At 41.0% G+C, this 22,956-nt stretch carries 24 protein-coding genes; 2 read left to right on the top strand and 22 right to left on the bottom strand.

Annotated elements, in window-relative coordinates; genetic code table 11:
• Positions 1-64: 64 nt before the first annotated feature.
• The 4 genes from ABJV04_RS03055 to ABJV04_RS03040 form a co-directional block, all read right to left on the bottom strand.
• The gene (locus tag ABJV04_RS03055; protein WP_348489739.1) at positions 65-448 is read right to left on the bottom strand and encodes a GFA family protein; all 384 of its coding nucleotides are present in this window, start codon (positions 446-448) and stop codon (positions 65-67) included.
• 58 nt (positions 449-506) lie between these two features.
• Positions 507-956 carry a DUF192 domain-containing protein gene (locus ABJV04_RS03050; RefSeq protein WP_348489737.1) on the bottom strand — a complete coding sequence of 150 codons (450 nt, stop codon included), beginning with the start codon at positions 954-956 and terminating at the stop codon, positions 507-509.
• Between the two features lie 403 nt (positions 957-1,359).
• Positions 1,360-3,972, bottom strand: coding sequence for a bifunctional aconitate hydratase 2/2-methylisocitrate dehydratase (gene acnB, locus ABJV04_RS03045; protein WP_348489735.1), 2,613 nt, complete (start codon positions 3,970-3,972; stop codon positions 1,360-1,362).
• Positions 3,973-4,139: 167 nt separating this feature from the next.
• Positions 4,140-5,264 (bottom strand): PQQ-dependent sugar dehydrogenase, encoded by a 1,125-nt coding sequence (locus ABJV04_RS03040; RefSeq protein WP_348489733.1) that lies wholly within the window; start codon positions 5,262-5,264, stop codon positions 4,140-4,142.
• 193 nt (positions 5,265-5,457) lie between these two features.
• Here ABJV04_RS03040 and ABJV04_RS03035 point away from each other — a divergent pair, with 193 nt between their 5' ends.
• Positions 5,458-5,904, top strand: a complete 447-nt coding sequence (locus tag ABJV04_RS03035) for a hypothetical protein (RefSeq protein ID WP_348489731.1) — start codon at positions 5,458-5,460, stop codon at positions 5,902-5,904.
• Positions 5,905-5,998: 94 nt separating this feature from the next.
• Here ABJV04_RS03035 and ABJV04_RS03030 read toward each other — a convergent pair whose 3' ends face one another.
• The 18 genes from ABJV04_RS03030 to ABJV04_RS02945 form a co-directional block, all read right to left on the bottom strand.
• Positions 5,999-7,477, bottom strand: a complete 1,479-nt coding sequence (locus ABJV04_RS03030; protein ID WP_348489729.1) for a multiheme c-type cytochrome — start codon at positions 7,475-7,477, stop codon at positions 5,999-6,001.
• A gap of 59 nt (positions 7,478-7,536) precedes the next feature.
• A complete protein-coding gene (locus tag ABJV04_RS03025; RefSeq protein WP_348489727.1) occupies positions 7,537-8,763 on the bottom strand; it encodes a beta-ketoacyl-ACP synthase in 1,227 nt (408 codons plus the stop codon).
• Positions 8,763-9,488: a 3-ketoacyl-ACP reductase FabG2 gene (locus tag ABJV04_RS03020; protein ID WP_348489725.1), complete on the bottom strand. Its 726-nt coding sequence runs from the start codon at positions 9,486-9,488 to the stop codon at positions 8,763-8,765. The genes ABJV04_RS03025 and ABJV04_RS03020 overlap by 1 nt, the downstream gene beginning before the upstream one ends.
• A 2-nt stretch (positions 9,489-9,490) precedes the next feature.
• Positions 9,491-9,934, bottom strand: coding sequence for a hypothetical protein (locus tag ABJV04_RS03015; protein ID WP_348489724.1), 444 nt, complete (start codon positions 9,932-9,934; stop codon positions 9,491-9,493).
• 1 nt (position 9,935) lies between these two features.
• Entirely contained in the window at positions 9,936-11,123 is a 1,188-nt protein-coding gene (locus ABJV04_RS03010; RefSeq protein WP_348489723.1) for a beta-ketoacyl-[acyl-carrier-protein] synthase family protein, read from the bottom strand.
• Positions 11,120-11,668 carry a DUF3261 domain-containing protein gene (locus tag ABJV04_RS03005; protein WP_348489721.1) on the bottom strand — a complete coding sequence of 183 codons (549 nt, stop codon included), beginning with the start codon at positions 11,666-11,668 and terminating at the stop codon, positions 11,120-11,122. Before ABJV04_RS03005 ends, ABJV04_RS03010 begins: the two co-directional genes overlap by 4 nt.
• Positions 11,653-12,876: an NAD(P)/FAD-dependent oxidoreductase gene (locus ABJV04_RS03000; RefSeq protein ID WP_348490018.1), complete on the bottom strand. Its 1,224-nt coding sequence runs from the start codon at positions 12,874-12,876 to the stop codon at positions 11,653-11,655. The genes ABJV04_RS03005 and ABJV04_RS03000 overlap by 16 nt, the downstream gene beginning before the upstream one ends.
• A 75-nt stretch (positions 12,877-12,951) precedes the next feature.
• Positions 12,952-15,264: an MMPL family transporter gene (locus ABJV04_RS02995; protein ID WP_348489720.1), complete on the bottom strand. Its 2,313-nt coding sequence runs from the start codon at positions 15,262-15,264 to the stop codon at positions 12,952-12,954.
• On the bottom strand, positions 15,261-15,842 hold the full coding sequence (locus tag ABJV04_RS02990; RefSeq protein WP_348489718.1) for an outer membrane lipoprotein carrier protein LolA: 582 nt from the start codon (positions 15,840-15,842) through the stop codon (positions 15,261-15,263). The genes ABJV04_RS02995 and ABJV04_RS02990 overlap by 4 nt, the downstream gene beginning before the upstream one ends.
• Positions 15,839-16,246 (bottom strand): acyl-CoA thioesterase, encoded by a 408-nt coding sequence (locus tag ABJV04_RS02985; protein ID WP_348489717.1) that lies wholly within the window; start codon positions 16,244-16,246, stop codon positions 15,839-15,841. The genes ABJV04_RS02990 and ABJV04_RS02985 overlap by 4 nt, the downstream gene beginning before the upstream one ends.
• A 54-nt stretch (positions 16,247-16,300) precedes the next feature.
• Positions 16,301-17,239, bottom strand: coding sequence for a lipid A biosynthesis acyltransferase (locus tag ABJV04_RS02980; protein ID WP_348489715.1), 939 nt, complete (start codon positions 17,237-17,239; stop codon positions 16,301-16,303).
• On the bottom strand, positions 17,240-18,001 hold the full coding sequence (locus ABJV04_RS02975; RefSeq protein WP_348489714.1) for a glycosyltransferase family 2 protein: 762 nt from the start codon (positions 17,999-18,001) through the stop codon (positions 17,240-17,242).
• On the bottom strand, positions 17,979-19,679 hold the full coding sequence (locus ABJV04_RS02970) for an AMP-binding protein (RefSeq protein WP_348489712.1): 1,701 nt from the start codon (positions 19,677-19,679) through the stop codon (positions 17,979-17,981). The genes ABJV04_RS02975 and ABJV04_RS02970 overlap by 23 nt, the downstream gene beginning before the upstream one ends.
• Position 19,680: 1 nt before the next feature.
• Positions 19,681-20,223, bottom strand: a complete 543-nt coding sequence (locus ABJV04_RS02965) for a hypothetical protein (protein WP_348489711.1) — start codon at positions 20,221-20,223, stop codon at positions 19,681-19,683.
• Between the two features lie 3 nt (positions 20,224-20,226).
• Positions 20,227-20,475 carry an acyl carrier protein gene (locus ABJV04_RS02960; protein ID WP_348489709.1) on the bottom strand — a complete coding sequence of 83 codons (249 nt, stop codon included), beginning with the start codon at positions 20,473-20,475 and terminating at the stop codon, positions 20,227-20,229.
• Between the two features lie 14 nt (positions 20,476-20,489).
• Positions 20,490-20,750, bottom strand: a complete 261-nt coding sequence (locus tag ABJV04_RS02955; protein ID WP_348489707.1) for a phosphopantetheine-binding protein — start codon at positions 20,748-20,750, stop codon at positions 20,490-20,492.
• Positions 20,731-21,510, bottom strand: coding sequence for a lysophospholipid acyltransferase family protein (locus ABJV04_RS02950; RefSeq protein WP_348489705.1), 780 nt, complete (start codon positions 21,508-21,510; stop codon positions 20,731-20,733). The genes ABJV04_RS02955 and ABJV04_RS02950 overlap by 20 nt, the downstream gene beginning before the upstream one ends.
• Positions 21,500-22,243, bottom strand: a complete 744-nt coding sequence (locus ABJV04_RS02945) for a beta-ketoacyl synthase chain length factor (protein ID WP_348489703.1) — start codon at positions 22,241-22,243, stop codon at positions 21,500-21,502. The genes ABJV04_RS02950 and ABJV04_RS02945 overlap by 11 nt, the downstream gene beginning before the upstream one ends.
• 217 nt (positions 22,244-22,460) lie before the next feature.
• Here ABJV04_RS02945 and ABJV04_RS02940 point away from each other — a divergent pair, with 217 nt between their 5' ends.
• Positions 22,461-22,901, top strand: coding sequence for an excinuclease ATPase subunit (locus ABJV04_RS02940; RefSeq protein ID WP_348489701.1), 441 nt, complete (start codon positions 22,461-22,463; stop codon positions 22,899-22,901).
• Positions 22,902-22,956: the final 55 nt, after the last annotated feature.

Raw genomic sequence — 22,956 nt, 5'->3', positions numbered from 1 at the left:
ATTTACCCATGAGTGTCATGAGCACAAGTGGATATTTCCTTCGCAGCTCGACTCTCTTTAGGTACTAGTTTAATTTGCTTTTATGGGCAAGCTTAGCGGCGTTATCTTCCCAGTTTTGGCCGTCAAAAGGGACAATAGTGATATTAGCGGGTTTAGTATCTAAACAACGTACATTGACGTCGACACCATCGGGATTAGAACGCGGAATATAAAAGGGTTTTGCCCCACAGACTTTGCAAAAAGTATGTTTAGCCACGCCAGAATTGAATCTGTATTCAGTTAAAACCTGTTCGCCAGAAATTAATCTAAAGTGCTGTTTGGGGACAATTAAATGCAAAAATCCAAACTTACTGCACACCGAACAATTGCAATCCTCAACTTCGACCTGCTCGCCAGACTCCACTTCAAATTGAACCGCTTTACAATGACAACTGCCCGTATATTTCATTAGATTCCCCTTAACTATATTTGCAATAAACCCAGAAGTTTATAAATCAGTTGCTCCTCTATTTGGGTATATTAACGTTTACAACGTCTCCAACTTTCACTTTATGCTTGGCAAACCAGCCTAAGTTCATTTCCAACGCGTATAGCACTTCCGTTGAAGAGTTGATGGAGGTTAAGTCATGGGGCTGCATCCCTAGTATGTCAGTTATCATTCCTTGTTCATCAATGTAGGCAACGTCGAGGGGAATAAAGGTATTTTTCATCCACATACCGGCAATACGAGGTCGAGAATATTTAAATAACATTCCACAACTGTCGCACAACTCTTTTCGATACATTAACCCTCTGGCGCGCTGCTCAAAAGTTTTTGCATATTCCACTGTTAATTCAATTTCATTAATTTGTACTTTAGCTTCTTCAAACTCTAAAGCATGGCTGACAGTAGATAATAGTGACAGACCAATGAACAGGACTGTCGCGTATAAATTTTTAGCTATAGTTTTTTGCATGAATATCCTTCAACGCCATCACTTGTTTGTCAGGTTTTATAATGTCCCTGAAAACACTGGCTCTTGACTATAAAACACTGTTGTTGATTATATCCTACCTGAGTATTGGCGGTATTAGCAGCAGCATGACCTAAAAATTCTTTAGTTAAACTTGTGTATCATGCTGTCACGCTAAACAAGACTAGCATGAACCACAGAGGCTGCATCAATTCTCCAGGTTTTTGTGGTTAATGTTAATAGGAATAGCGCTAAGAGTATCTAGTTCCTATCCGCAAATTTAAACAACTAACATGCATAAAAAAACCGAACGAATCAAAGATTACGTTCGGTTTTGTTATTCCTTTAAACTTTGCTGATTAATGCCAAAGCTTAACTGGGCAATGAATGCCTAAGTAAATGTTACTTAGGCAATATTCAATGCTGGAATGATCTTATCTTTAGCAGCTTCTTCAGCTTGCTTAAACTCTTCGATACGGTCGAAGTTTAAGTAGCGGAATACGTCACCAGACATAGACTCAATCTTATTCGCATATTCCATGTACTCAGCAGTAGTAGGAATACGGCCAACAATAGCCCCTACAGCAGCAAGTTCAGCAGAACACAAATAAACGTCAGCACCATCACCTAAACGGTTAGGGAAGTTACGAGTCGATGTTGATAATACGGTTGAGTTAGCTAGTACTCGTGCTTGGTTACCCATACATAATGAACAACCAGGCATTTCTGTACGTACGCCTACACGACCATAGATGTTGTAATAACCTTCATCCATCAATACCGCTTTGTCCATCTTCGTTGGAGGAGAAATCCACAAACGTGTAGGCAAAGTTTTATTGTATTGTTCAAGTAGTTTACCCGCGGCACGGAAGTGACCAATGTTGGTCATACAAGAACCGATGAAGACTTCATCAATTTTCTCACCAGCTACGTCAGATAATGTTTTAGCATCATCAGGATCGTTCGGGCAACATAGAATTGGCTCATTGATATCATCAAGATCAATTTCAATGGTTTCAACGTATTCAGCGTCTTTGTCAGCTTCCATAAGCTCTGGATTCGCTAACCACTCTTCCATCTTACGCGCACGACGTTCAAGGGTACGAGGATCGCCGTAACCTTCGTTGATCATCCAACGTAACATAGTGATGTTAGACGTTAGGTACTCAGCAATAGACTCTTCTGACAACTTGATTGTACAACCTGCCGCAGAACGTTCTGCAGAAGCATCTGACAATTCAAAGGCTTGCTCAACTGTTAGTCCATCAAGACCTTCAATTTCAAGAATACGACCAGAGAAAGCGTTTACTTTACCTTTCTTAGCCACGGTCAATAGACCCTGTTTGATACCGTACAAAGGAATCGCATGAACTAGGTCACGAAGAGTGATACCTGGTTTCATTTTACCTTTAAAACGAACCAATACAGACTCTGGCATATCTAGAGGCATAACCCCTGTTGCCGCTGCGAAAGCAACCAAACCAGAACCGGCTGGGAATGAAATACCCATTGGGAAACGAGTATGTGAATCACCACCAGTACCTACGGTATCAGGCAATAACATACGGTTTAACCAAGAGTGAATGATACCATCACCAGGACGAAGTGATACACCACCACGGTTCATAATGAAGTCAGGCAAGGTGTGCTGAGTATCGATATCAACTGGCTTAGGATAAGCCGCAGTGTGACAGAAAGACTGCATGGTTAAATCTGCAGAGAAACCTAAACAAGCCAAATCTTTAAGTTCATCACGGGTCATAGGACCTGTGGTATCTTGAGAACCAACAGTGGTCATCTTAGGTTCACAATATGTGCCTGGGCGAATCCCCTCAACACCACATGCTTTACCTACCATTTTCTGTGCAAGGGTATAACCTTTACCAGTATCAGTTGGTTGAACAGGCTTACGGAATAAGTCTGAAGCACCAAGACCTAGAGATTCACGAGCTTTATCCGTTAAACCACGACCGATGATAAGGTTAATACGGCCACCAGCACGCACTTCATCTAACAATACGTCAGACTTGTATTCGTACTTAGCAAGCTCTTCACCAGTTTCTGAGTTAGTGATACGACCTTCTAGTGGATAGATGTCGATAACGTCGCCCATGTTCATTTTGTCAACGTCAGCTTCAAATACTAGTGCACCGGCATCTTCCATAGTGTTGAAGAAGATTGGCGCAACTTTACCGCCAATACACACACCACCACCACGTTTATTTGGAACACCTGGTAAGTCTTCACCGAAGAACCAAAGTACTGAGTTAGTAGCAGACTTACGAGAAGAACCTGTACCTACAACATCACCAACGAAAGCAACAGGGTGACCTTTAGCTTTCACTTCTTCAATTTGTTTAAGTGGACCTATTTCACCATGTACTTCAGGCGTTAGACCATCACGAGTCATTTTATAAGCAGCGCGAGCGTGCAAAGGAATATCAGGACGTGACCATGCATCAGGTGCAGGTGACAAGTCATCGGTGTTAGTTTCACCGGTAACTTTAAATACTGAATAAGTGATTTTTTCAGGTAGGTCAGGACGCGATGTGAACCATTCGGCATCAGCCCAAGATTGCAAAACGTCTTTAGCGTACTTGTTACCCGCTTTTGCTTTTTCTTCAACATCATGGAAAGCATCAAACATCAGCAAAGTATGCTTCAATTCTTCAGCGGCCAATTCAGCTAAATCTTCATTATCTAAAGCTGCAACCAAAGTTACGATGTTATAACCACCGTGCATATTACCAAGCAATTGGATAGCAGCATCTTTTGAGATTAGTGGAGAAGTAGCTTCATCATTTACGATAGCAGCTAGAAAGCCAGCTTTTACATAAGCGGCTTCATCAACACCAGGAGGAACTCGTTCAGATAATAACTCTAACAAGAACTCTTCTTCGCCAGCAGGAGGATTTTTCAACAACTCGACTAAACCAGCGACTTGTTCTGCATTTAATGGTTTAGCGGGGATACCCTCAGCGGCACGCTCTTCTACGTGTTTACGATAAGCTTCTAACACTTTTTGGTCCTTTTAAATTATGAATACAGAGAAATGTTGGCGATAGTATAAATGCAAACGTTGAAAATTTGAATTATTCACAACGATTATTTATTTATAGCCAGCATACATGGAATCAATATACCTTAATCAGATTTAATTATGTTTAAACCTAATTAATTACCTTATTAACGATTGGCAGTTACTCTTAATATCTTACCTTGCGCATCATCAACCAGTAAATACAAGGAGCCATCGGGATGCACCTTCACATCGCGAAACCGATAACCTAAGTCAGCGAATAAAGACTGCTGACCGACAACTTTATTTTGTTGCATTTGCAACCAAATAAGCTCTTTCGATTTCAAACTGGTCACTAATAAGTCGCCACGCATTTGTGGAAACATGATGCCATCATAAACGGTGATGCTTGATGGTGCGATGGAGGGCGTCCAATCAACTAATGGTTGTTGCATCCCTGAGTATTTTTTAAAAGGCGTAATTAATGCGCCAGAATAGTCTTTACCGTTAGTAATCACCGGCCAACCATAGTTATCACCTTTTCGAATGATATTTATTTCATCTCCACCGGCGGGACCATGTTCATTTGAAAAAACCATATTGCGGATTGGATCATAAACCAGCCCCTGCGGGTTACGATGACCTATAGAAAATACAGAGTGAGCAAGATTTTTTTCTGTTTCACCAATATAGGGGTTGTCTCGGGGTATCTCCCCGTTATCCAAAACCCGTAGAATTTTGCCCATCTGATTATTCACACGTTGCGCGTTTTCGCGAAAGTCAAAACCATCCCCCGAGGTGATTAACAACGAATTATCCTTTAAGAATGCCAGCCTACCACCGTAATGCACTGGGGTATTTCGAAAGGGTTTAACGGTAAGAATAACTTGGCCATCAACTAACTGGTTATTCTTTAATTTTGCGCGCATGACTTTAAGCGTGTTGCGTTCATCAGTGCCTGCCGAATAGGAAAGGTACAGCCAGCCATTTTGTTGATAATTGGGATGCAGCACCACATCTAACAAACCGCCTTGGCTTTTCACATAAATATCCTTTGGCAGTCCGTCTATAGGCTGGCCTAAGGTAAAGTTAACCACTTGGCGTAAACTACCTGAACGTTCAGTTACGAGAAATCGACTGTTTGAAATAAAGGCAACAGACCAAGGGAAATTGAGCTCGTTCACAACCTCTTCAATTTTAAAAGATTCTGAACTAACAACATTCTTAGCATTTGCTACATAACTGAAAGATAAGAAATAAATTAGCACAGCTGTGAAAAATCGAATGCGCACAAATAATTCCTTAGATTAAAAAGTAGAGTGTTAGATAGGGTGTTCTGCCATAAATCAGTTATAAATATACTCATAAACAGAAAAAATGCGAGCTTAGTGGAAGTTAACTACCTTTTTATTGTTGTTATAAAGGTTGTTACTTTTCCTGCCAAAATGCCACACTAGATAGTATTGATGAAGACAAGGTTATCCTATGAAAAAAACTATAAAACTTGTTTTGGACTTTATCGCGGCGACCCTTGGCTGTTTTATATTAGCAAGTCTCATACACACGCAATTTGTACTCCATGAGCTCATCAAGTTGGATGTGGCGATAAACTGGCAAACAAGATTATCGGCTACAGGAAAAGATATTCTTGGTCTTCTACCTACTTATGGGGTGATAATTTTAGTTGGATTGTTGCTGGCGTTTTTAAGCGTGTTTTGGTTAAACAAATTATTCGTCAAACCTCCCCCCTGGCTATACCCACTTAGCGGCGCAGTGGCTATGTTTGCTATTCTAAGCGCTATGCAACCTATTATGGACATCACTTTGATCGCTGGAGCCAGAACCCAGTTGGGAATTCTTAGCCAATGTTTGGCCGGACTATTTGGTGGCTGGGTATTCATGTATCAGCGCCGAGCAAAGTTAAAGCAGTAATAAATGGTCAAAACAATGTGTTCTGACCACTTTCTGGAACCTAGCGCATATTAGGTATAGCGTTTTTCGCGCCTAGCAAAATTTCACTTCTCGATTAATGGGTCATATCAGAGTGCGCATTACGATTCATATGCAACTCCGTATCCAACAAATGACCATCCATTCCCCATGCTCGCATCTTTTCTACTGCCCACTCTGCGGTTTGCTCAGTGTGACATTCGTTACAAGCATTGGGAGAGTTTTCTAAGCCCATTTTGGCTGATAACAGAGGATTGGGAATGGTACCCACGTTGTGGCTTCTTACATAATAATCGATACCAGATACCTGATTCAGCAGGTTTTTAGGCATGTGGCAGTCATAACAAAAAGAACCTTTGGTGTCTGGCGCATGCCTAGTATGTTTAGCCAAATTCTGCTGTATGGGTTGATGGCAGTCTAGGCAAAACTGATTACTAACTTCAGAGGCTTCTAAAATACCGAACTTCGCAGGCTGTTTGTTATTATGGGGATCATGACAATCGTAGCAGCGCATATCAGTTTGTTCATAATGTGCCGAGTCGGCAAAGGAACGAAACAAAGTACCTAACCCTTTAGGACGACCATCGGGCCAAACTTGTAAAGTAGGGAAAGTGCGACCAGGTACCGTTTCTGCTTCGGTAAAATATTCGGATAAGTCATTTAAATTACCAGCGTGATCATAACCTGGAGTATAAGTGCGATAAGCATCCATTCGTTTTCGTAAAATATCTGAACCATGACAACGGGCACAAACACTTAACGCTACTCCTTGAGAGTGATCAGCGGCATTCATGATGTAAGGAACAGGCTCTTCAAACAGTTTTAAATTGACCAAGGACATCATGCGGTTAATTGGTTTATCTTGCATATAATCGAGATGTTTACTGCCGGGTCCATGGCAGACTTCACAACCCACTCCATCTTCAGTCCACTTTACATTGGCCACAGTATGGGCACGATCTTTACTTATTTGTTGTAAATTAGTGGTATGGCAACGGGCGCAATATAAATTCCAAGCGGAATTTAATGGCTTCATCTGTTCCCATAAATCGTGGACAGTTTCCGGGCTTTGTTCTTGCTCGTTCCAATAGGCAAAAAACTCACCTCTAGCCACAGACCATTGCACAGGTAAGCGCCTCAACACACCACCATCTTCTTGGGTAAGATAAGTTTGGCGATATTGATAACCTATTACTTTATCGATTTTAAAGGATTTGTACTCATCTGAATCAATATCTTTGAGAGCTAAAAAGAAATCCTCACCTTGTCGAAAGGATTTAACCGCAGGACTGGTTTTATCAGGATCTGTATTTAAGAAAAAAGTACCGTTATTGAAATTACCTACAACCGTGCTGTCACTAGGGGCATGGGTAATATTGTGATGGGGCGATTTCAACCAAGCATCGTAATTAATAATATGGCAATCACCACAGACTTCGCTTCCCACAAATTCTGCGTGAAAAACTTTGTCATAGTTATCTTGACTAAACCAAACCAAAGCCACCGCCGCAACGATTAAGCCAATAAAAATATAAACAAATGATTTAAGTCCCATAATTCCTAACTACTTTTAACAAGACATAATAAACCAGTAATGCCTTTATCTTTATTTGATTAAGCGTTCCAACGTTTAAAAATGAGTGAAGTATTAATGCCACCAAAGGCAAAATTATTACTCATTATATAATCGGTTTCCAACTCTCTACCTTGCTGCTTAATGTAGTCTAACTCACCGCAACTATCATCTACACTTTCAAGGTTTGCAGTGGGATGGAACCAGTTATTACGCATCATTTCAATGGCAACCCAAGCCTCTAAAGCACCGCAGGCACCTAAGGTATGTCCGGTATAACTTTTTAGAGAGCTAATAGGAGTATGTTTGCCAAATACAGCTGAGGTGGCTTGGGTTTCAGCAATATCTCCGCGATCAGTGGCAGTGCCATGGGCACTTATGTAACCTATTTGTTGTGGAGCAAGACCTGCGTCTTCAAGGGACAAGCGAATAACTTGCTCCATGGTTTTGGCTGAAGGCTGAGTAATGTGCTGACCATCTGAATTGGTACCAAAGCCCACTAACTCAGCATAGATATTTGCGCCACGCTGGATGGCATGCTCATATTCTTCTAACACCAAAGTACAAGCGCCTTCACCAATGACCAAACCATCGCGATCTTTATCAAAAGGTCTTGGCGTTTGCCCTGGGCTGTCATTCTTTGTGCTCGTAGCATACAGGGTATCAAATACCGCGGCTTCTGTTGCACAAAGGTGTTCACAACCACCAGCAAGCATCACTTTCTGTTGACCAAACTTAATCGCTTCGTAACCTTGCCCTATGCCCATGCTTGCTGAGGTGCACGCACTGGATGTGGTATAAACTCGGCCTTTTAAACCAAAATAAATGCCAATATTAACTGGTGAGGTGTGCGACATCATTTTGATGTAAGTGTTAGCATTTAAACCGTCACAATTATTGTGCAGTAGCATATTGCCAAAGTCAGCAATAGCCCCGGTATCTCCAGCAGATGATCCGTAGGAAACCCCCGCTTGGCCACTGGTTAATACATCAGCATTGAGCAAATCTGCATCGATTAATGCATTTTCAGAACTCACTACAGCAAGTTGTGCTACCCGCCCCATACTACGCAAATCTTTTCTAGAATAGTGGGCAGGCACGGTAAAATCGACCTTGGCACCAAGCCGGGTATTCAAACCTTCATAGATATCCCATTCAGGCATTTGAACAATGCCGGTTTCACCGGACTTTAAACGGCCAAAGATAGCTTCCCAGTTATTTCCAATTGGAGAGAAACCTGCAATTCCTGTTACAACAACTCGATTCATTAATACATTCCACCATTGACAGAGATAACCTGTCGAGTGACATACCCTGCATCTTCAGACATTAAAAATCCGACTGCAGCTGCCACTTCTTCCACTTTTCCCATGCGTTGCATAGGGATCATTTTCATTGCTTCTTCCATATGCAGATCTTCGGTCATTTCAGTATCAATGACCCCAGGAGCAACACAATTCACGGTTATTTTTCGTTTAGCCAATTCTACCGCTAAGGCTTTAGTAGCACCAATAATTCCGGCTTTTGACGCACTATAATTAACCTGACCACGATTTCCCATCTCGCCAGAAACAGACGACAAGGTCACAATTCTGCCTGGTTTCCGGCGTCGAATCATGGGCATAATAATGGGGTATAAAACGTTGTAAAAGCCATCCAAATTAGTATGAACAACTAAGTCCCACTCCTCGCCAGGAATGGCTGGGAATGCATTATCTCTGGCGATGGAGGCATTACAAACTACACCATAATACGCGCCATGTTGCTCTACATCTTGCTCTAAGATTTGTTGGGCTTGTTGCCGGTTTGCGATATCAAAACTGAGAATTCTGGCGTTACGTCCCATGTCTGTTATTTGTTCGACAACCTCTTGAGCAAGGGTAATGTTATCGCGACAATGAACAACAATATCAAAACCTTGTTTTGCAAGCCGCAACGCTATCGCTTTACCAATGCCTCGACTTGATCCTGTTATTAGTACCGTATCCGCCATCGTTATTCTCCTTTTAAAAATGCTGCGGCATCTTCAGGTTGGAACACATTCAGCTTTGCTGATGCCTCAATCCCATTGCCGCGCAATACTGCATTAAATACGTTTAAACCGTTGTCTGCTTCCATTTCTAATTGCACTTCAATGGTCAACACACTACCAACAGGAAAATAGTCAACACTAGATTGGTATTTTCGGCACCCTAATAAAAACCCTAATTTAGGCTTTAATCCAGATTGCCGTTCTTTGCTTCCTGCGTAAGCTGCTACACCTTGAGCCAAATATTCGATACCTACCACGGCGGAAACGCCTTGTTTTTCGACAAACATCGATTCAGGTTTAATTTGTAATCTTGCTTTTAACCAGCCATCACCAAAATCTAAAACGTCATCCAAGAGACTCATTTTACCTGAATGAGGAACAAACTCAGAAATATTATAAGCTTCCATATTAAGCCCGCCCTAATAACAAGGATATATTGTTGCCACCGAAAGCAAATGAATTACTCAACACATAATCTATTGATTTCGGTTGATGAGAACCCGCATCTGCAAAGTGTAACTGAGGTAATTCTGGATCGGCTTGCTTGTCCCATAAATGGGGAGGTATGAATGCTTGTGTACTGTTATCTTCCAACATCAACCAACAGATACCAGCTTCAACCGCGCCTGCTGCCCCTAGTGTATGTCCGGTAAAAGGTTTAGTAGAGCTGCACAATACATTATCAGCAAAAATGGAATTGACCGCTGTCGACTCCATTTGGTCATTGAGTTCGGTGGCCGTGCCATGGAGGTTAATATAATCGATCTGACTCGGCGCTAATTGGGCATCACTAAGGGCACCTTGCATACATTTAATCGCGCCTTTGCCTGCAGGATCGGGTGCCGAAATGTGATGGGCATCACTGCTTTCCCCAGAACCAAGTAGTTCAACCCCACTTTTTTGCTTGCTAACTAAAAACAATCCAGCCCCTTCACCGATGTTGATGCCTTTGCGGTTAACACTGAACGGATTACAAATATCTTCACTTACGGCTTGTAAAGAACTAAAGCCTTGCACAGTGAGCTGACACATAGTGTCAACGCCACCTGCAACAACGGCATCGCATAATCCAGCAGATAACAAGCGGCGGGCAGTGGCCAACGCTTTTGCCCCAGATGAGCAAGCCGTTGAAATTCCGTATGCCGGCCCTTTAACCCCTAAAACTTCGGCGATAAATTGAGCGGGAGCTCCCATTTCCTGCAAACCATAGTCATAGGATTCAGGCACAGTTTCAGTCGTCACCCATTGTTCAATTGCTTGTTCACTTTCTGCAATACCTGAAGTACTAGTACCAATAATAACGGCAACTCGATGTTCCCCGAATTGACTAATAGCTTGGTCAACCTGCGTTCGAATTTGCTGCAGTGCAGCAAAGGCACATTGATTGTTGCGACTTTGCCACTTTTTATGTTCTAAGGGGATCTTAGGTAACTCCCCTGCGATCAACCCTAGGGGAAGCGCCGGACCTGCATGATAATTGTCCGACTTAGTTAATTTGACATTACCTGACTGAATATTATGTTTGATTTGGTCGCCATTATTTCCTGCGGCACACAATATTCCTAATGCGTTTAGGTAACATTTTTTCTTTATCACAACCTTTTGTACTCCAAGGTTTCAATTTTCACTTTGTATTGATGAGCATAATTTTCTAGCATCAATTGTTGATCTGCCAAATAATCAACACGTAACTTAATGCTGCCATTAAGTGACAATAAACGATATTTAGGTTTGATTTCCAGCAACCAACCTTCGTCTTGTTGATAATATTGACGTATTGCCGACTCCGGCCAAAGGGCAAATTGTAACATGCTCAGAATATCTTGAGCAGGCAGTTCATTTCCCCCAAAACTTTGATGATTTAAATTTTGGCCATCGTAATCCAGAGCATAGACAGACTGCCCCGTAGGCAGCAGCCCTCGCAACTTTATCTCTGATTTATCAATTTTTAACACCACCAACAATTTGCTAAAGTTAGTCTCAGATTCCAACTCCAAACGTTGTTTATATATTGCTGACTCTGGCCCATTCACTGGTGGTAATAACAGCAGAGGAAATGCCCGGTTAGCACCGCTATTAAGTAAGCTACACGCCCCTAAACAAAGACATAAGCAAATAACAATAGTTAGTCGTTTTGACATATTTGTGCCAAGGTGGTTAATCGACTCGGATTATGTACGTATGGATTTTTCTTATCCCAAGCGTAACCGGCCAAAATAGAACTTATCATTCGCGTAATATTGTCGCTTTTCTGGTTTGAGAACACCACATTTTGAAAACGCTCATCATACCAACCCTCAACAAACTCCTTGAAGGTAGTGACGCCCACTTTTAATTTTTGTGCGTATTCTTCTTCCCAGTTCGGCGCTAAACCACGCAGTTGTCTGTCAACCACTTCTGCCGCTAGGCTTGCTGAGGTCAATGCAATTGTAACTCCCGATGAAAAGATAGGATCTAAAAATTCCCCAGCATTGCCCAACAACGCGTAATTGTCACCATACAAACTAGTGACGTCGCATGAGTAGCTTCCCAAAGTCCGAAATTCAGTGTCAAACTCTGCGTCTTTTAGAAATTCTGCTAACTTACCCGCTTCTGAAATTAACTGCTGTAAACACTCACCAGGAGTACCAGGCATCGTGTCTAAAAGTGCCGGAGGAATAACCACTCCTAGAGACGCTCTGCCATTACTAAAGGGGATTAACCAAAACCACACTTCGCTGTGTTGCGGGTGCACGGTGATAAGAATTTTATTACGGTCAAACTCGGGCGCATTAATATTGTCTTTTATATGAGTGAAAATAGACTTTCGAGTACCTAATGTTGAGGGTTTTTCCAAATTTAATAACTTCGGCAAAACTCGACCAAAGCCACTGGCATCCAAAACAAAGCGCCCTTGCACTTGATACTCTTCGCCACTATCAGTTTCAACACTAAGAACACGGAGGTGATCTTTGGTGGTACATGCTTTGAGCGTATGCCCGTAACGGAAAGTTACACCTTGTTTGGCAGACTCATCAGCGAGGATTTTGTCAAAGGACTCACGTTGCACTTGAAAAGTGGTGCCCCAACCGTCTGAGAATTTTTCACGGAAATCAAAGTATTCATATTGGTTTCCACGACAAAAGGCAGCACCATTTTTATGTTGGAAATTAGCATTTTCCACAGCTTCCAACATGCCGGCTTGCTCTAAATAAGTCATACATTGGGGCAACAAACTTTCACCAATGGAAAAGCGCGGAAAGTGCTGTTTCTCTAATACTAAAACTCGATACCCTTTTTTATTAAGTAGCGCAGATGAAACTGCTCCTGCAGGTCCTGCGCCTATCACTACAATATCGAATGTATCCATCTTATTTTGCACTGCCGAGTATCTCCATTATTTTAAATCCTATTAATGTTGAGGGATTTTTTATTCTATTTAAGTTCACGTTTTCTGCTTATGCACGCGCATGGCGGGCGTAATTAACCACACTAAAGTTAAACCTATTAGCACGGTCAAACCAAAATGATGTAACACTGGGGTGTTGCTCCAGGCCAATAATCCAAAGGCGAGTAAGCTAGTAAAACTAGACAGCGAAACGGCTAACCAAGTATGTTTACTTTCACCAGACTCCGCCATAAAAATTCCCATATCTAAACCAATACCTAGCACTAAAATTAGCGCCAACAAATGAAACATATTCATTCCACCTTCAATTAAGGTGATACTTGCTAAAGCCATAATTGACGCCAGAAATGGGGGTAAAATCACGCGCCACACTTGCATTTTGTAACGCCACACTAAAATCATCAACACCACCATATAAGCCAATAAAACCAGTTCGGTTACCTGTACTCTGTACTGTTTCATCACATCTGAGATATTGCTTACTTGATCTATTAATATAAGTTCTGCGTCCGCCGCTATCAGTTGTTCTATGCTTAATTTTGCTTGTTGATTAAGATACCCTGAAAAGCGAATAATAGTGGCACTGTTATTAGGCTCATCCCTTACTAATAAATCTTGCCATGGCTCACTACTTTCCAATGTTAACCAGTTTTCAACGCTTAGGAAGCTGTCTTTAGCCTGTTCAAAAGCAAGGTTAGCTGCTATTAATCGAGCATCATCAAATTTCAGTTTTTTAAACAGTTCGGGTAACTTCTCCTTATAAAGTTCTGCTACCAAGGCATAGTTTTGTTGTTGCGTTGCCTGTGGTGGAAGATGAGTTGATAGCCCCTGAAAAGGTGGAATCAGCTTATCTTGTTGCAAGCTTTTTAAATGTTTAAATAACTGCTGTTCTTTAAGTAGGCAAGCCTCAACGGACTGTCCTTTCACTAGAATAAACTGCGTACTGCTATTCGTGCCTAGCATAGCTTGAATCGACTGTTCTTGTTTTAATAACGATGCCGGTGAGGTCTGCAAAAGTCGAATATCATCTTGTGGGGCTCCCTTTATTACAACTCCAAGAGCGACAGCAGATATTCCCAATAACAAAACCAGACTTAAAGGATGGGTACTAAAACGAGGAATTTTATTGCGTAAGCTAAATAGTTTGTCTGCTAAAGGTAAACTAATTTTTGTATCTTTGGCGGTTAAAACAGGGAAAACTAAGACCACTGTTAGCCAAGAGGCAATTAATCCTACCACCGAAAAAACTGCCATCTGCTGCAATCCTGGAAAAGGAGCAAATGCTTGTACCGCATATGCAAGAACACTGGAAAATAGACCGAGCAGCAAACCTGGAAGGATTTTAGGCAGCACCTTTTGAGGATTGGAGTACTGTCTTTCACAGACAAAATGCAATGCGTAATCAATGGATACACCAACTAATCCAGCGCCAAAAGCAAGAGTAATTAAGTGCACCTGTTGAAACATCATCAATGTAACGGCAATTGCGCTGCAGCAGCCAATAGAAACGGGCAATAACATCAGTACAATGGGCTTGAGCCGACGAAAAACCATTAACAATATGAGAATAATGCCAATTAACGAGCCTATGCCAATACTTGAGATTTCAGCTCTCGCCTGATCTGCCCCAGCAGCAGCATGCAATATCATTCCAGAGCTTCTCAATAGGATATCATTTTCCGCTAGTGTCTTAGTTTTTGCTGATAAGAACCCCATCACAATGTCTTGCATCACTAATGAATAAGGTTCTTGGTTAAAAGTAACTAAGAGCAGATAAGTTGGGACATCAGTATTTTTAACTTTTAAGAATGAATGACTTATTTGAATATTAATGTCACTAGTTTGCTGCTGACTAAGCAGCCCATAAAAGCCAAAGGGATCGTCAATTAACTCTACTTTACTGGCGGTTAAAGGGCTAAAGAGGTTTCCTAGGGTACGGCGTTCAAACAACGAATAATTTCCAGTTAGCAAATCTTCGCGAGCAGCAGGATCAAGTAAAGCAAAACGATAAGGAAAAAGCCCCTGGCGTAATTCTTCCAGTTGATTACTTTCAACTTGCCAACGCACCTCAGACACCGGAGATAAAGCCTGTAACTCTTGAGCTAAGGTGACAACAGATTGGCGTAAGCTAGTTTCATCTTCGCCACTTAACAATAATAATAGACGTTTGGAAAACCTGGCTGAAGTTTGATCAATAGCCTGCTGAGCTAGGGGTTGTTGCTGTGATTTGGGTAACAACGACATAATACTTGAATCGAATGTCACTGGACGACTGAAAGCGAGTATCAGTAGGCCGATAACCGTGAGCCCCCATAAAACAGCGGCAACCTTCTGCCATTTGTGTCTCACTTTTGTTGACTCAATTGGCTAAAGTGAATTTCAGTATAGTCGCCATTACTTTCGTAAAACTTTAGATAGCGCAGATATGCATCACCTTTCAATTCCACATGACTAATTGCTTGTGCAAGGGCAGCATCTTTTGGCTCTAACAACACTGACCATGTTTGCGCCTCAACTTCACCACTTATCACAAAATAACTTTCTAATTGTTGCCACTGTGAGGTTAAGACTGAAAAAAACACTTCGCTTAACAATGTGACGACTGGGTTAGATTCTGCCTGTAAACTCATCACTTCCACTTCACCTTGACTGCTGACAATACTAGAAGGTGTCATGGTCACTAAGTTTTGAATAGGTGTGAGTGTATGCCAATGGACATTTTGCCCTTGCAGATAATCAAATTTACCTGTTGACTCAAGGCTCACATCAAAGTCATTCAGATATTTTTGTTGTACGAATTGACCTTGTAAAAACTCAGGAGAGCTTGAGATGGCGTTTAGCTCGTTGATGTCAAATTGCGCAAATACGAGACTAGGTAATAACGTTAAACAGAAAAAAAATAGGCGTATTAATGACACATTTTTCATTTTAAAAGCCCTAACTTTTCAAACAAAATAGGCGGTGATTCGAACATCATTTCTTTACTTTCAATTTCCACTGCAACTTGGACAGTGGACGCTTTAGTGAGACGCTTACCGGTTTCTTTATCAACAATCTGATAGTTAATTTTAAGGCGGTTTTCCCATTCCACTATTTTTGCTTTTACAATAATGGCTTGTTGAAAATTCAAGGGCGACGCATAACGAATATGTAGGTCGATGACAGGCCACGCATAGCCTGACTGCTCCATTTCAGGAAAGTTGTACCCCATTTTATCGAACAAAGCACAGCGCGCTATTTCAAGATACTTCACATAATGCCCATGCCAAGCGATGCGCATCACATCAATGTCATGAAAAGGAATGGTAATTTCAGCCTGGGCTTCTAACATTTGGGTTTCCTTGTTAAATCTCAAATGGCGGTTAAACCATTCTTTTAGCGTTGTTTATTGTTTCGGTGTTTTGTTATCTGATAGCCAGAAAGGAAAAAAGTTAAACCACTGCAACGGCGCTTTTATGCAGTAATACTGTAATCTATCTGCATAATTTTGAACCACTAAATCTAATTGCTGCTGACGTTCTTTGCGAGCAAATTTTAGTTGTTCAGAAAATTTTTCCACGTAGATATGGTACTTTTTTCGCTGTTTCAAACAAAACAACAGGTAAACAGGACATTTAAGTAAACTCGCTAAAATAAAAGCTCCCTGGGGTAAGTGGGCAGGTTTACCTAAAAACTCCACCTCAGAGATTCGTCCAGCGTGTTCTGGTGTGCGATCACCAGCTATGACGATCAACTCACCCCGCTCTACTCTCTCGGCTAACATCATGGCAGTGGCGGGTGAAAGGTCGTTTACTTGTAGTAACTCAGCGTGGGTATTGCTGTCTAATTGCTGCATTAGTGAATTCAGCTTTTCAGCATGTTCCGTATTCACAAGAATGGTTAACTTCACTTCATCGAGTTTTTGTCGCAACGCATTACAGACTTCAATATTGCCTAAATGGGACACCACAATTAACGCACCTTGACCTGAAGCTTTAATATTATCAACCACTGAAGGGGTTTCAAATACAATATCGTCAGGGGTAATCCGCCCCATCCAAACTAGTAGTTTATCAAGCAGCATATTTCCAAAGGAGGTGAAATGTTTGAAGCTACTCAGCTTGGTTACTTGCTCAGGGGCTATAAAGGGTTTCAAGTAGTTAAGGTATTGCTGAGATGATTGTCTGGCCGTTTTGTTGGTTAAATAATAGTAAGCCATAACCGGCAAGAGAATAAGACTAAACACGGTTCTACCAAATAAACGATAGATAAAAAGTAAGATTTTAATCCCTAATACGGTGCCGTTTTCTTGCACCTGTGTCCAATGCGTAATCTTCTTTTGCATTTAAAATTTCTGCCACAAAAGCTTTGGCAAACGCAGTAACATTCCAAAAAACAACCGTGTATGCATCCAACTTATCAGTACATTATCGTGCACTAAATTAAAGTGAGAAACACCGTCAATTGGATAGTTTACTTTGGTTTGTACGTTTATTATCTGTCCTTTTTGCCACAACCAGCGAACGATAACCTCAGTATCGAAATCCATTCGATTACCACAAGGATTTTTTTTCAGCATTTGATTAAACTGCTTCACTGGATACAATCTAAATCCGCACATGCTATCTTTGATAGTAAAAGACAAAGTGTTAATCCACACCCATACGTGGGTTAGATATCGGCCATAAAAGCGACCTTTCGAAATTGTCTCGTCATATTGAGGAAAACCTGCAATTAGGGCATTGGGGTGCATTGAACCGGACTCCATAAACGCGGGAATATCAGCTAAATTATGTTGTCCGTCTGCATCGACCTGTAAACCATGACTAAATCCCATTTCTGCTAATTGACGTAGGCCAGACTTAACAGCATGTCCTTTTCCACCATTTAGTGGTAAAGACAATAATGTCACTTGTTGGTTATATTGCTCAGCTAATTGACGAAGAACTGAAGCACATGCCTCATTACTGCCATCGTCAACCAATAACACAGGGTAGCCAAATGCCATCACTTCACGCAAGGTATCAACTATAGCCAACTCATGGTTGTATACAGGGATCAAAATAGCAGGTTTAATCGTAGAACTATGCAAAACAAATTCGCCCACTTGAATGTAGTCCTTTATCTGAGCGATAAGAAAAACTCACTTTTTGTTTTTGTGGATTGAACGTCAACACGATTTCTATCTGATCGTCAGGCTGAATAATATTTGAGAACTTAATCACTTCTAAATGACTAAAACGACCAGCAATAGCAAAATACTCGGCTGCGTATTTTTGCGCCCAATGCACTTGTACAACCCCGGGTAAAATAGGGGCTTGGTCAAAGTGACCGTCAAAATAAACGAGTCCTGTTGGAATAACACAAGCAATCTTTATCTCTGCTGTGTTTTTATCAACTGATTTAATAATTGGCCATTTTAACAAGGCGGGTTGCTCCATCAAAGCATGCAAGGACGCCATAGTGACCTTACCTTGCTGATTATAAGGCATTGTATCAACAAATCGCCAACGTCTGGGAATAACGATTGTTTCAAAGTTTGACAATAATAAGTTACGTAAGGTTTTAATTACCTTGGCTCGGCCCATTTGCATTAATTGTACTTCTCCCACTTTCGTTAGAGTTAATACAACGGCCACTTCCGTTCGCTTGCGCACTAGGGAAAAAGCTTTAGCTTCAAAAACCCAGTTATGTGCAATTAACACACTTTCAATTGCATTCAATGAAACTCGCTTTCCCTCGATTTTGACAATTTGATCAGATCGGCCTTTTAGTTCAAAACTGCCATCAGCATAAATATTTAATTTATCGTTTAGGTAAGGCGATGACTTATCAACAAAGGCGGAGCACACTTTAACTTGCTCCTGCTCATCGATCTCAAAGATAACATGGGGTAAACGTTGCCAATGTGCTTCTCCATCATTATCAGACTGGCTGCGCCAAGCAATAACGCCAGTCTCCGAACTTCCGTAAATTTCTAATAAGGGTGCATCTAGCAACTTACTCATGCGCAAAGCATCGGCTTTTTTCAAAGGAGCTGCTGCTGAAAATATATTTAAACACTCAGCCTTCATTGAGGACCAAGCTAATAGCTCGTTGACTCTGGAGATATGCGATGGGCTGGCAACGAGCACAAACTGAGTTAATGGTTGGGCATAATTAAATATATCTTCAGTGTACTCACATAATTCTGTTAAAAACGGTTGGCCGGAGCTAAAGGGGCGCAATAAACGAAAAGTTAACCCGTATAAATGTTGGTGACTGACTGTAGAGAGTATCTGCGCACCAGGTTTAGCTGGAAATTGCTGTTCCAAGCTTTGCAATTCACTTTCTAATTGGCCAATGGTTTTAATAATCGCTTTGGGCTCACCACTTGACCCTGAGGTATATAACTCGACTGCAACTTGCTGATTATCAATCCTGGGAAAATCAAAATTAGCGAAACCTTGCAGTTCGCTCGCCGATTCCTGTGTAATACCATTATCTATTTCTCCCACACCACCATCTGCATGATTTAACAAACGAGTGATTGTCGCTGGCCGGTTATCGCCTGGAACGCAAGCGACTTTTTTGAGGTACCACAAAGCATAGAGAATAGATAAAAATTCGTAAGGATCGCTATGATACACAACCCAGCGTTGCCCAGAATATTGAGACAATGTGTGCTGCCAACGATAAACATTAGCCATGAACTCTTCGACGCTTAAATGCTTTCCAGAACGAATAGCAACACTGTGTTTAGGACGGGATTGTGTCCAATTTGATAAAGAAAAATATTCTGACATTTTAGGCCTTGATTACTTGTTGCCTAATAAGCCACTCAGAAATCCCTAAAATTCCCATTAAAATGTAGGCGACTAATCCGTTGTATAACATCCAAACTTCATCCGATGAAAATAGTGCGGTAAAACATGCAATAGAACCATTTATCACAAAAAACACACTCCAAACCATAGTGACTTTACGTGTGTAAATAATCGCTTTGTTAGGTAAGTCTGGCTCTTTTATACGGGCGAACTTTTCAACAATGCTGGTTGAGGTAAACAGACTGCCTGCAAACAGCACAAAAAAACTCAAATTCATCATAACGGGATAAAACTTTAAGCCAAGTTGTTGGCCGGCAAGCATAATAATCGTTCCCATTACCATTAACGTAATTAAAATTACATTACGTTCAGAGGATTGTTCAGATGCGCACCATCGCAGCGCTAACATTGAAAACAAAAAAGGAATTAACCATTTTGCTTCAACGCTCTGCAACCCGAAATAAACAATAAATGGATAACTGACACTTAAGATAATAACCACTAAGGTTAATAGTTTTTTCATCAGTTATTCGGCCGTTAATTTATCTACCTGCTCAACGATATCGTTTACGGTTCTGACGGACTTAAAGTCTTCTGGCTTTATTTTAATACCTGTCATTTTACGCAGTTCTACTACTAAATCGACAGCATCAATGCTGTCAATATCAAGGTCTTCATACAAATTTGATTCTGGCGTGACCTTGGCGGGCTCCAACTCAAATAGTTCTTCAAAAAGCGAAACAACCTTTTGAAAAGTATCTTCCTGTTTTTTCATAATATCGACTTACTTTATATTGTTCTGTGATTTTTTACTAAGTCAGCCAAGGCATTCACATTGGCAAAGTGAGCTCGGGTTTCTTCCGAGTTGGAATCTAATTTAATTCCATAACGTTTTTGTAACGCCAATCCTATTTCTAATGCATCAATAGAATCCAATCCAAGACCATCAACAAACAATGGATCTTGATTATCAATTTCTTCTGCTTCTACATCTTCAAGATCAAGACATTCTATAATCATTTCTTTTAATTCAGTTTGCAACGCTGTCATTAACTCCAACCTCAGCATTAAAATATTTAGTTAAATAATCAGTCAACAACCTCGCATTTTTGGTGCTATTTGATAACTGAAAGTCGCTCACTTTAATTATTGGATTAGCCGATATATTAAAATGCATGGGACTTGACGGGATATGATACCACTTATCTTGCTTTGTGAGTGATATTGGCTCACAACTAATAATTACCGGTGTTATATCAACATTGGTTCTAATGGCAATATTAGCTGCTCCGCGCTTAAGTTGATGGGACTTCCCAGGGATACTTCTCGTCCCTTCCGGAAATACAATCATAATTTGTTGCTTGTTAAACACGTCTTTGGCATCAATGAGAACATCATTTGCAGCGCCATTATTAATGGTATAACCGGCGGCGCGAATGGCTCCGCGCATGAATGGATTACGCAATAACGCACCTTTTACAACGCAGTTAGCATTTGGTATCAGAGCTATCAAAAATACAACATCCAATAAGGTTGGATGATTAGCAAGTACTAACTTAGCTTCTCGAAGTTCCTTTGCGCCATGAATTTCATAGGTTAGTACCCCTAAAAACCTCATTAACTTTATAAAGGACGCGAAAGCCAAGTGAATAAATTTCTGCCCTCTCGCTTCCCTTTGCAATTGAGTGCCAGGTAACACGAATAAAATAGGCACAACAATAACCGGAATAATGATCCCACCGACCCCAAACACAAAAAAACTAAAAGCGGTGGCAAGCCAGCGCCATGCAAACTTCAATTTAGCTAACATGATGATGGGTCTTTTGCAGTGTCCATGTAGAGCCATTCACTCGACACATATAATCTTCAGACTTATCTAACAAAAATGCCATAAAGCGTTGCAATTCACTTTTTGGATCTGCGTTCAACTCTTGGTTAGAATGACTTTCGTTTTGGTGGGTAAATGATAATGAATTGTGGTTGCTTTGGCTTAATACCATGGCAATAGCGTAAGGGAATTCCGAGCTTTCACTGTATGTTTGATACAGTGCAGGCAGCGGCATATCATAAACAATACAGAGTACTTTTTCGGATATTTGTAATTGACCAATCGCTTCGAATAACGCGCTGGCAATCAATCCTTCCATGGCAGCAATTGCAGTTATTTCACGGGTATTGTTACTAATTATCGAATACAAGCCACTGACCGCATTATGTACCGCTAAACTAAATCCAGTTGGAGACATATCTTCATGCTTTCCAATATTCTCTAACAATGAAAGTGTGAGTTTAGTGTCACCATGTTGCGACGCAAAGATACACGGAATATCTGACTCATCTAACGCCAACTGGTGAATGGCACCCATTGCACATTTACCCAGAGTATTGAAACGTCTTCGCAACATCATTGGCACATGCTTTAAGTTAACCGTCAAAGGTTGCTCTGCAATATCAGTATTTTCAGCTAGCCACTGTGACCAATCCTGTTTATTTTCAAGAGTAGGTGCTAGTGCAGTCCATGCTTCTAACGTAAAGCCCGTCAAATAAATCTCCGTGTGCTGTCATCGCAAGTAAATTAGTCATTTTTCGCCAGCATTTTACTTCACTGACTCATTATTGCAACGTGACAAAGAAAGTTTATTGAACTGAAACAGTTGACGGTGAATTCCTTTCTAATTAACCTTTCGCGGTAAGTAAGGGATTTCACTTTAACCGTGTAAATAAACACCCGAAAATAACCAAAATGGAGATTAGGACAATATGAAATTTTTTAAAGTAGTAATCGGTTTATCATTGATACTTATAGCGTCGAACACATTAGCTCGTGACACTAAACATATGTATTCGATTCAAGAAGCAATGGAGTCAGCTGACTTTAAACAGAGGTTAGATCCTAACATTGCACTTTATTTTGGCGAACAAGCCCACGGCGAAGTAACAAAAAGCTTAGGCAGTTTCCCTACCAATAAAAAAACCAATGCATTTAATAAAAGTGATGATGAAGCTTGCCAATGGGTATTGCTGTCAGCGCTATTAACATTGCAAGACCGCGCTAAAAAGGAAGGCGGGAATGCTGTTATCAACATTGCCAGTTATTATAAAAAAAATACAGTAGTAAGTGATACCGAATATGAATGTCATGCAGGCGCATTTGTTGCTGGCGTAGCCTTGATGGGTGAAGTGGTAGAACTTGCAAACTAGCTTCAAACAACACGTCAATTTTCAACTTTGGGAAACCAAAGTTGAAAATGACACA

It is taken from the genome of Aliiglaciecola sp., assembly GCF_039982535.1.
Lineage (GTDB): Bacteria > Pseudomonadota > Gammaproteobacteria > Enterobacterales > Alteromonadaceae > Aliiglaciecola.
This window is presented reverse-complemented; position numbering and strand designations above follow the sequence as displayed.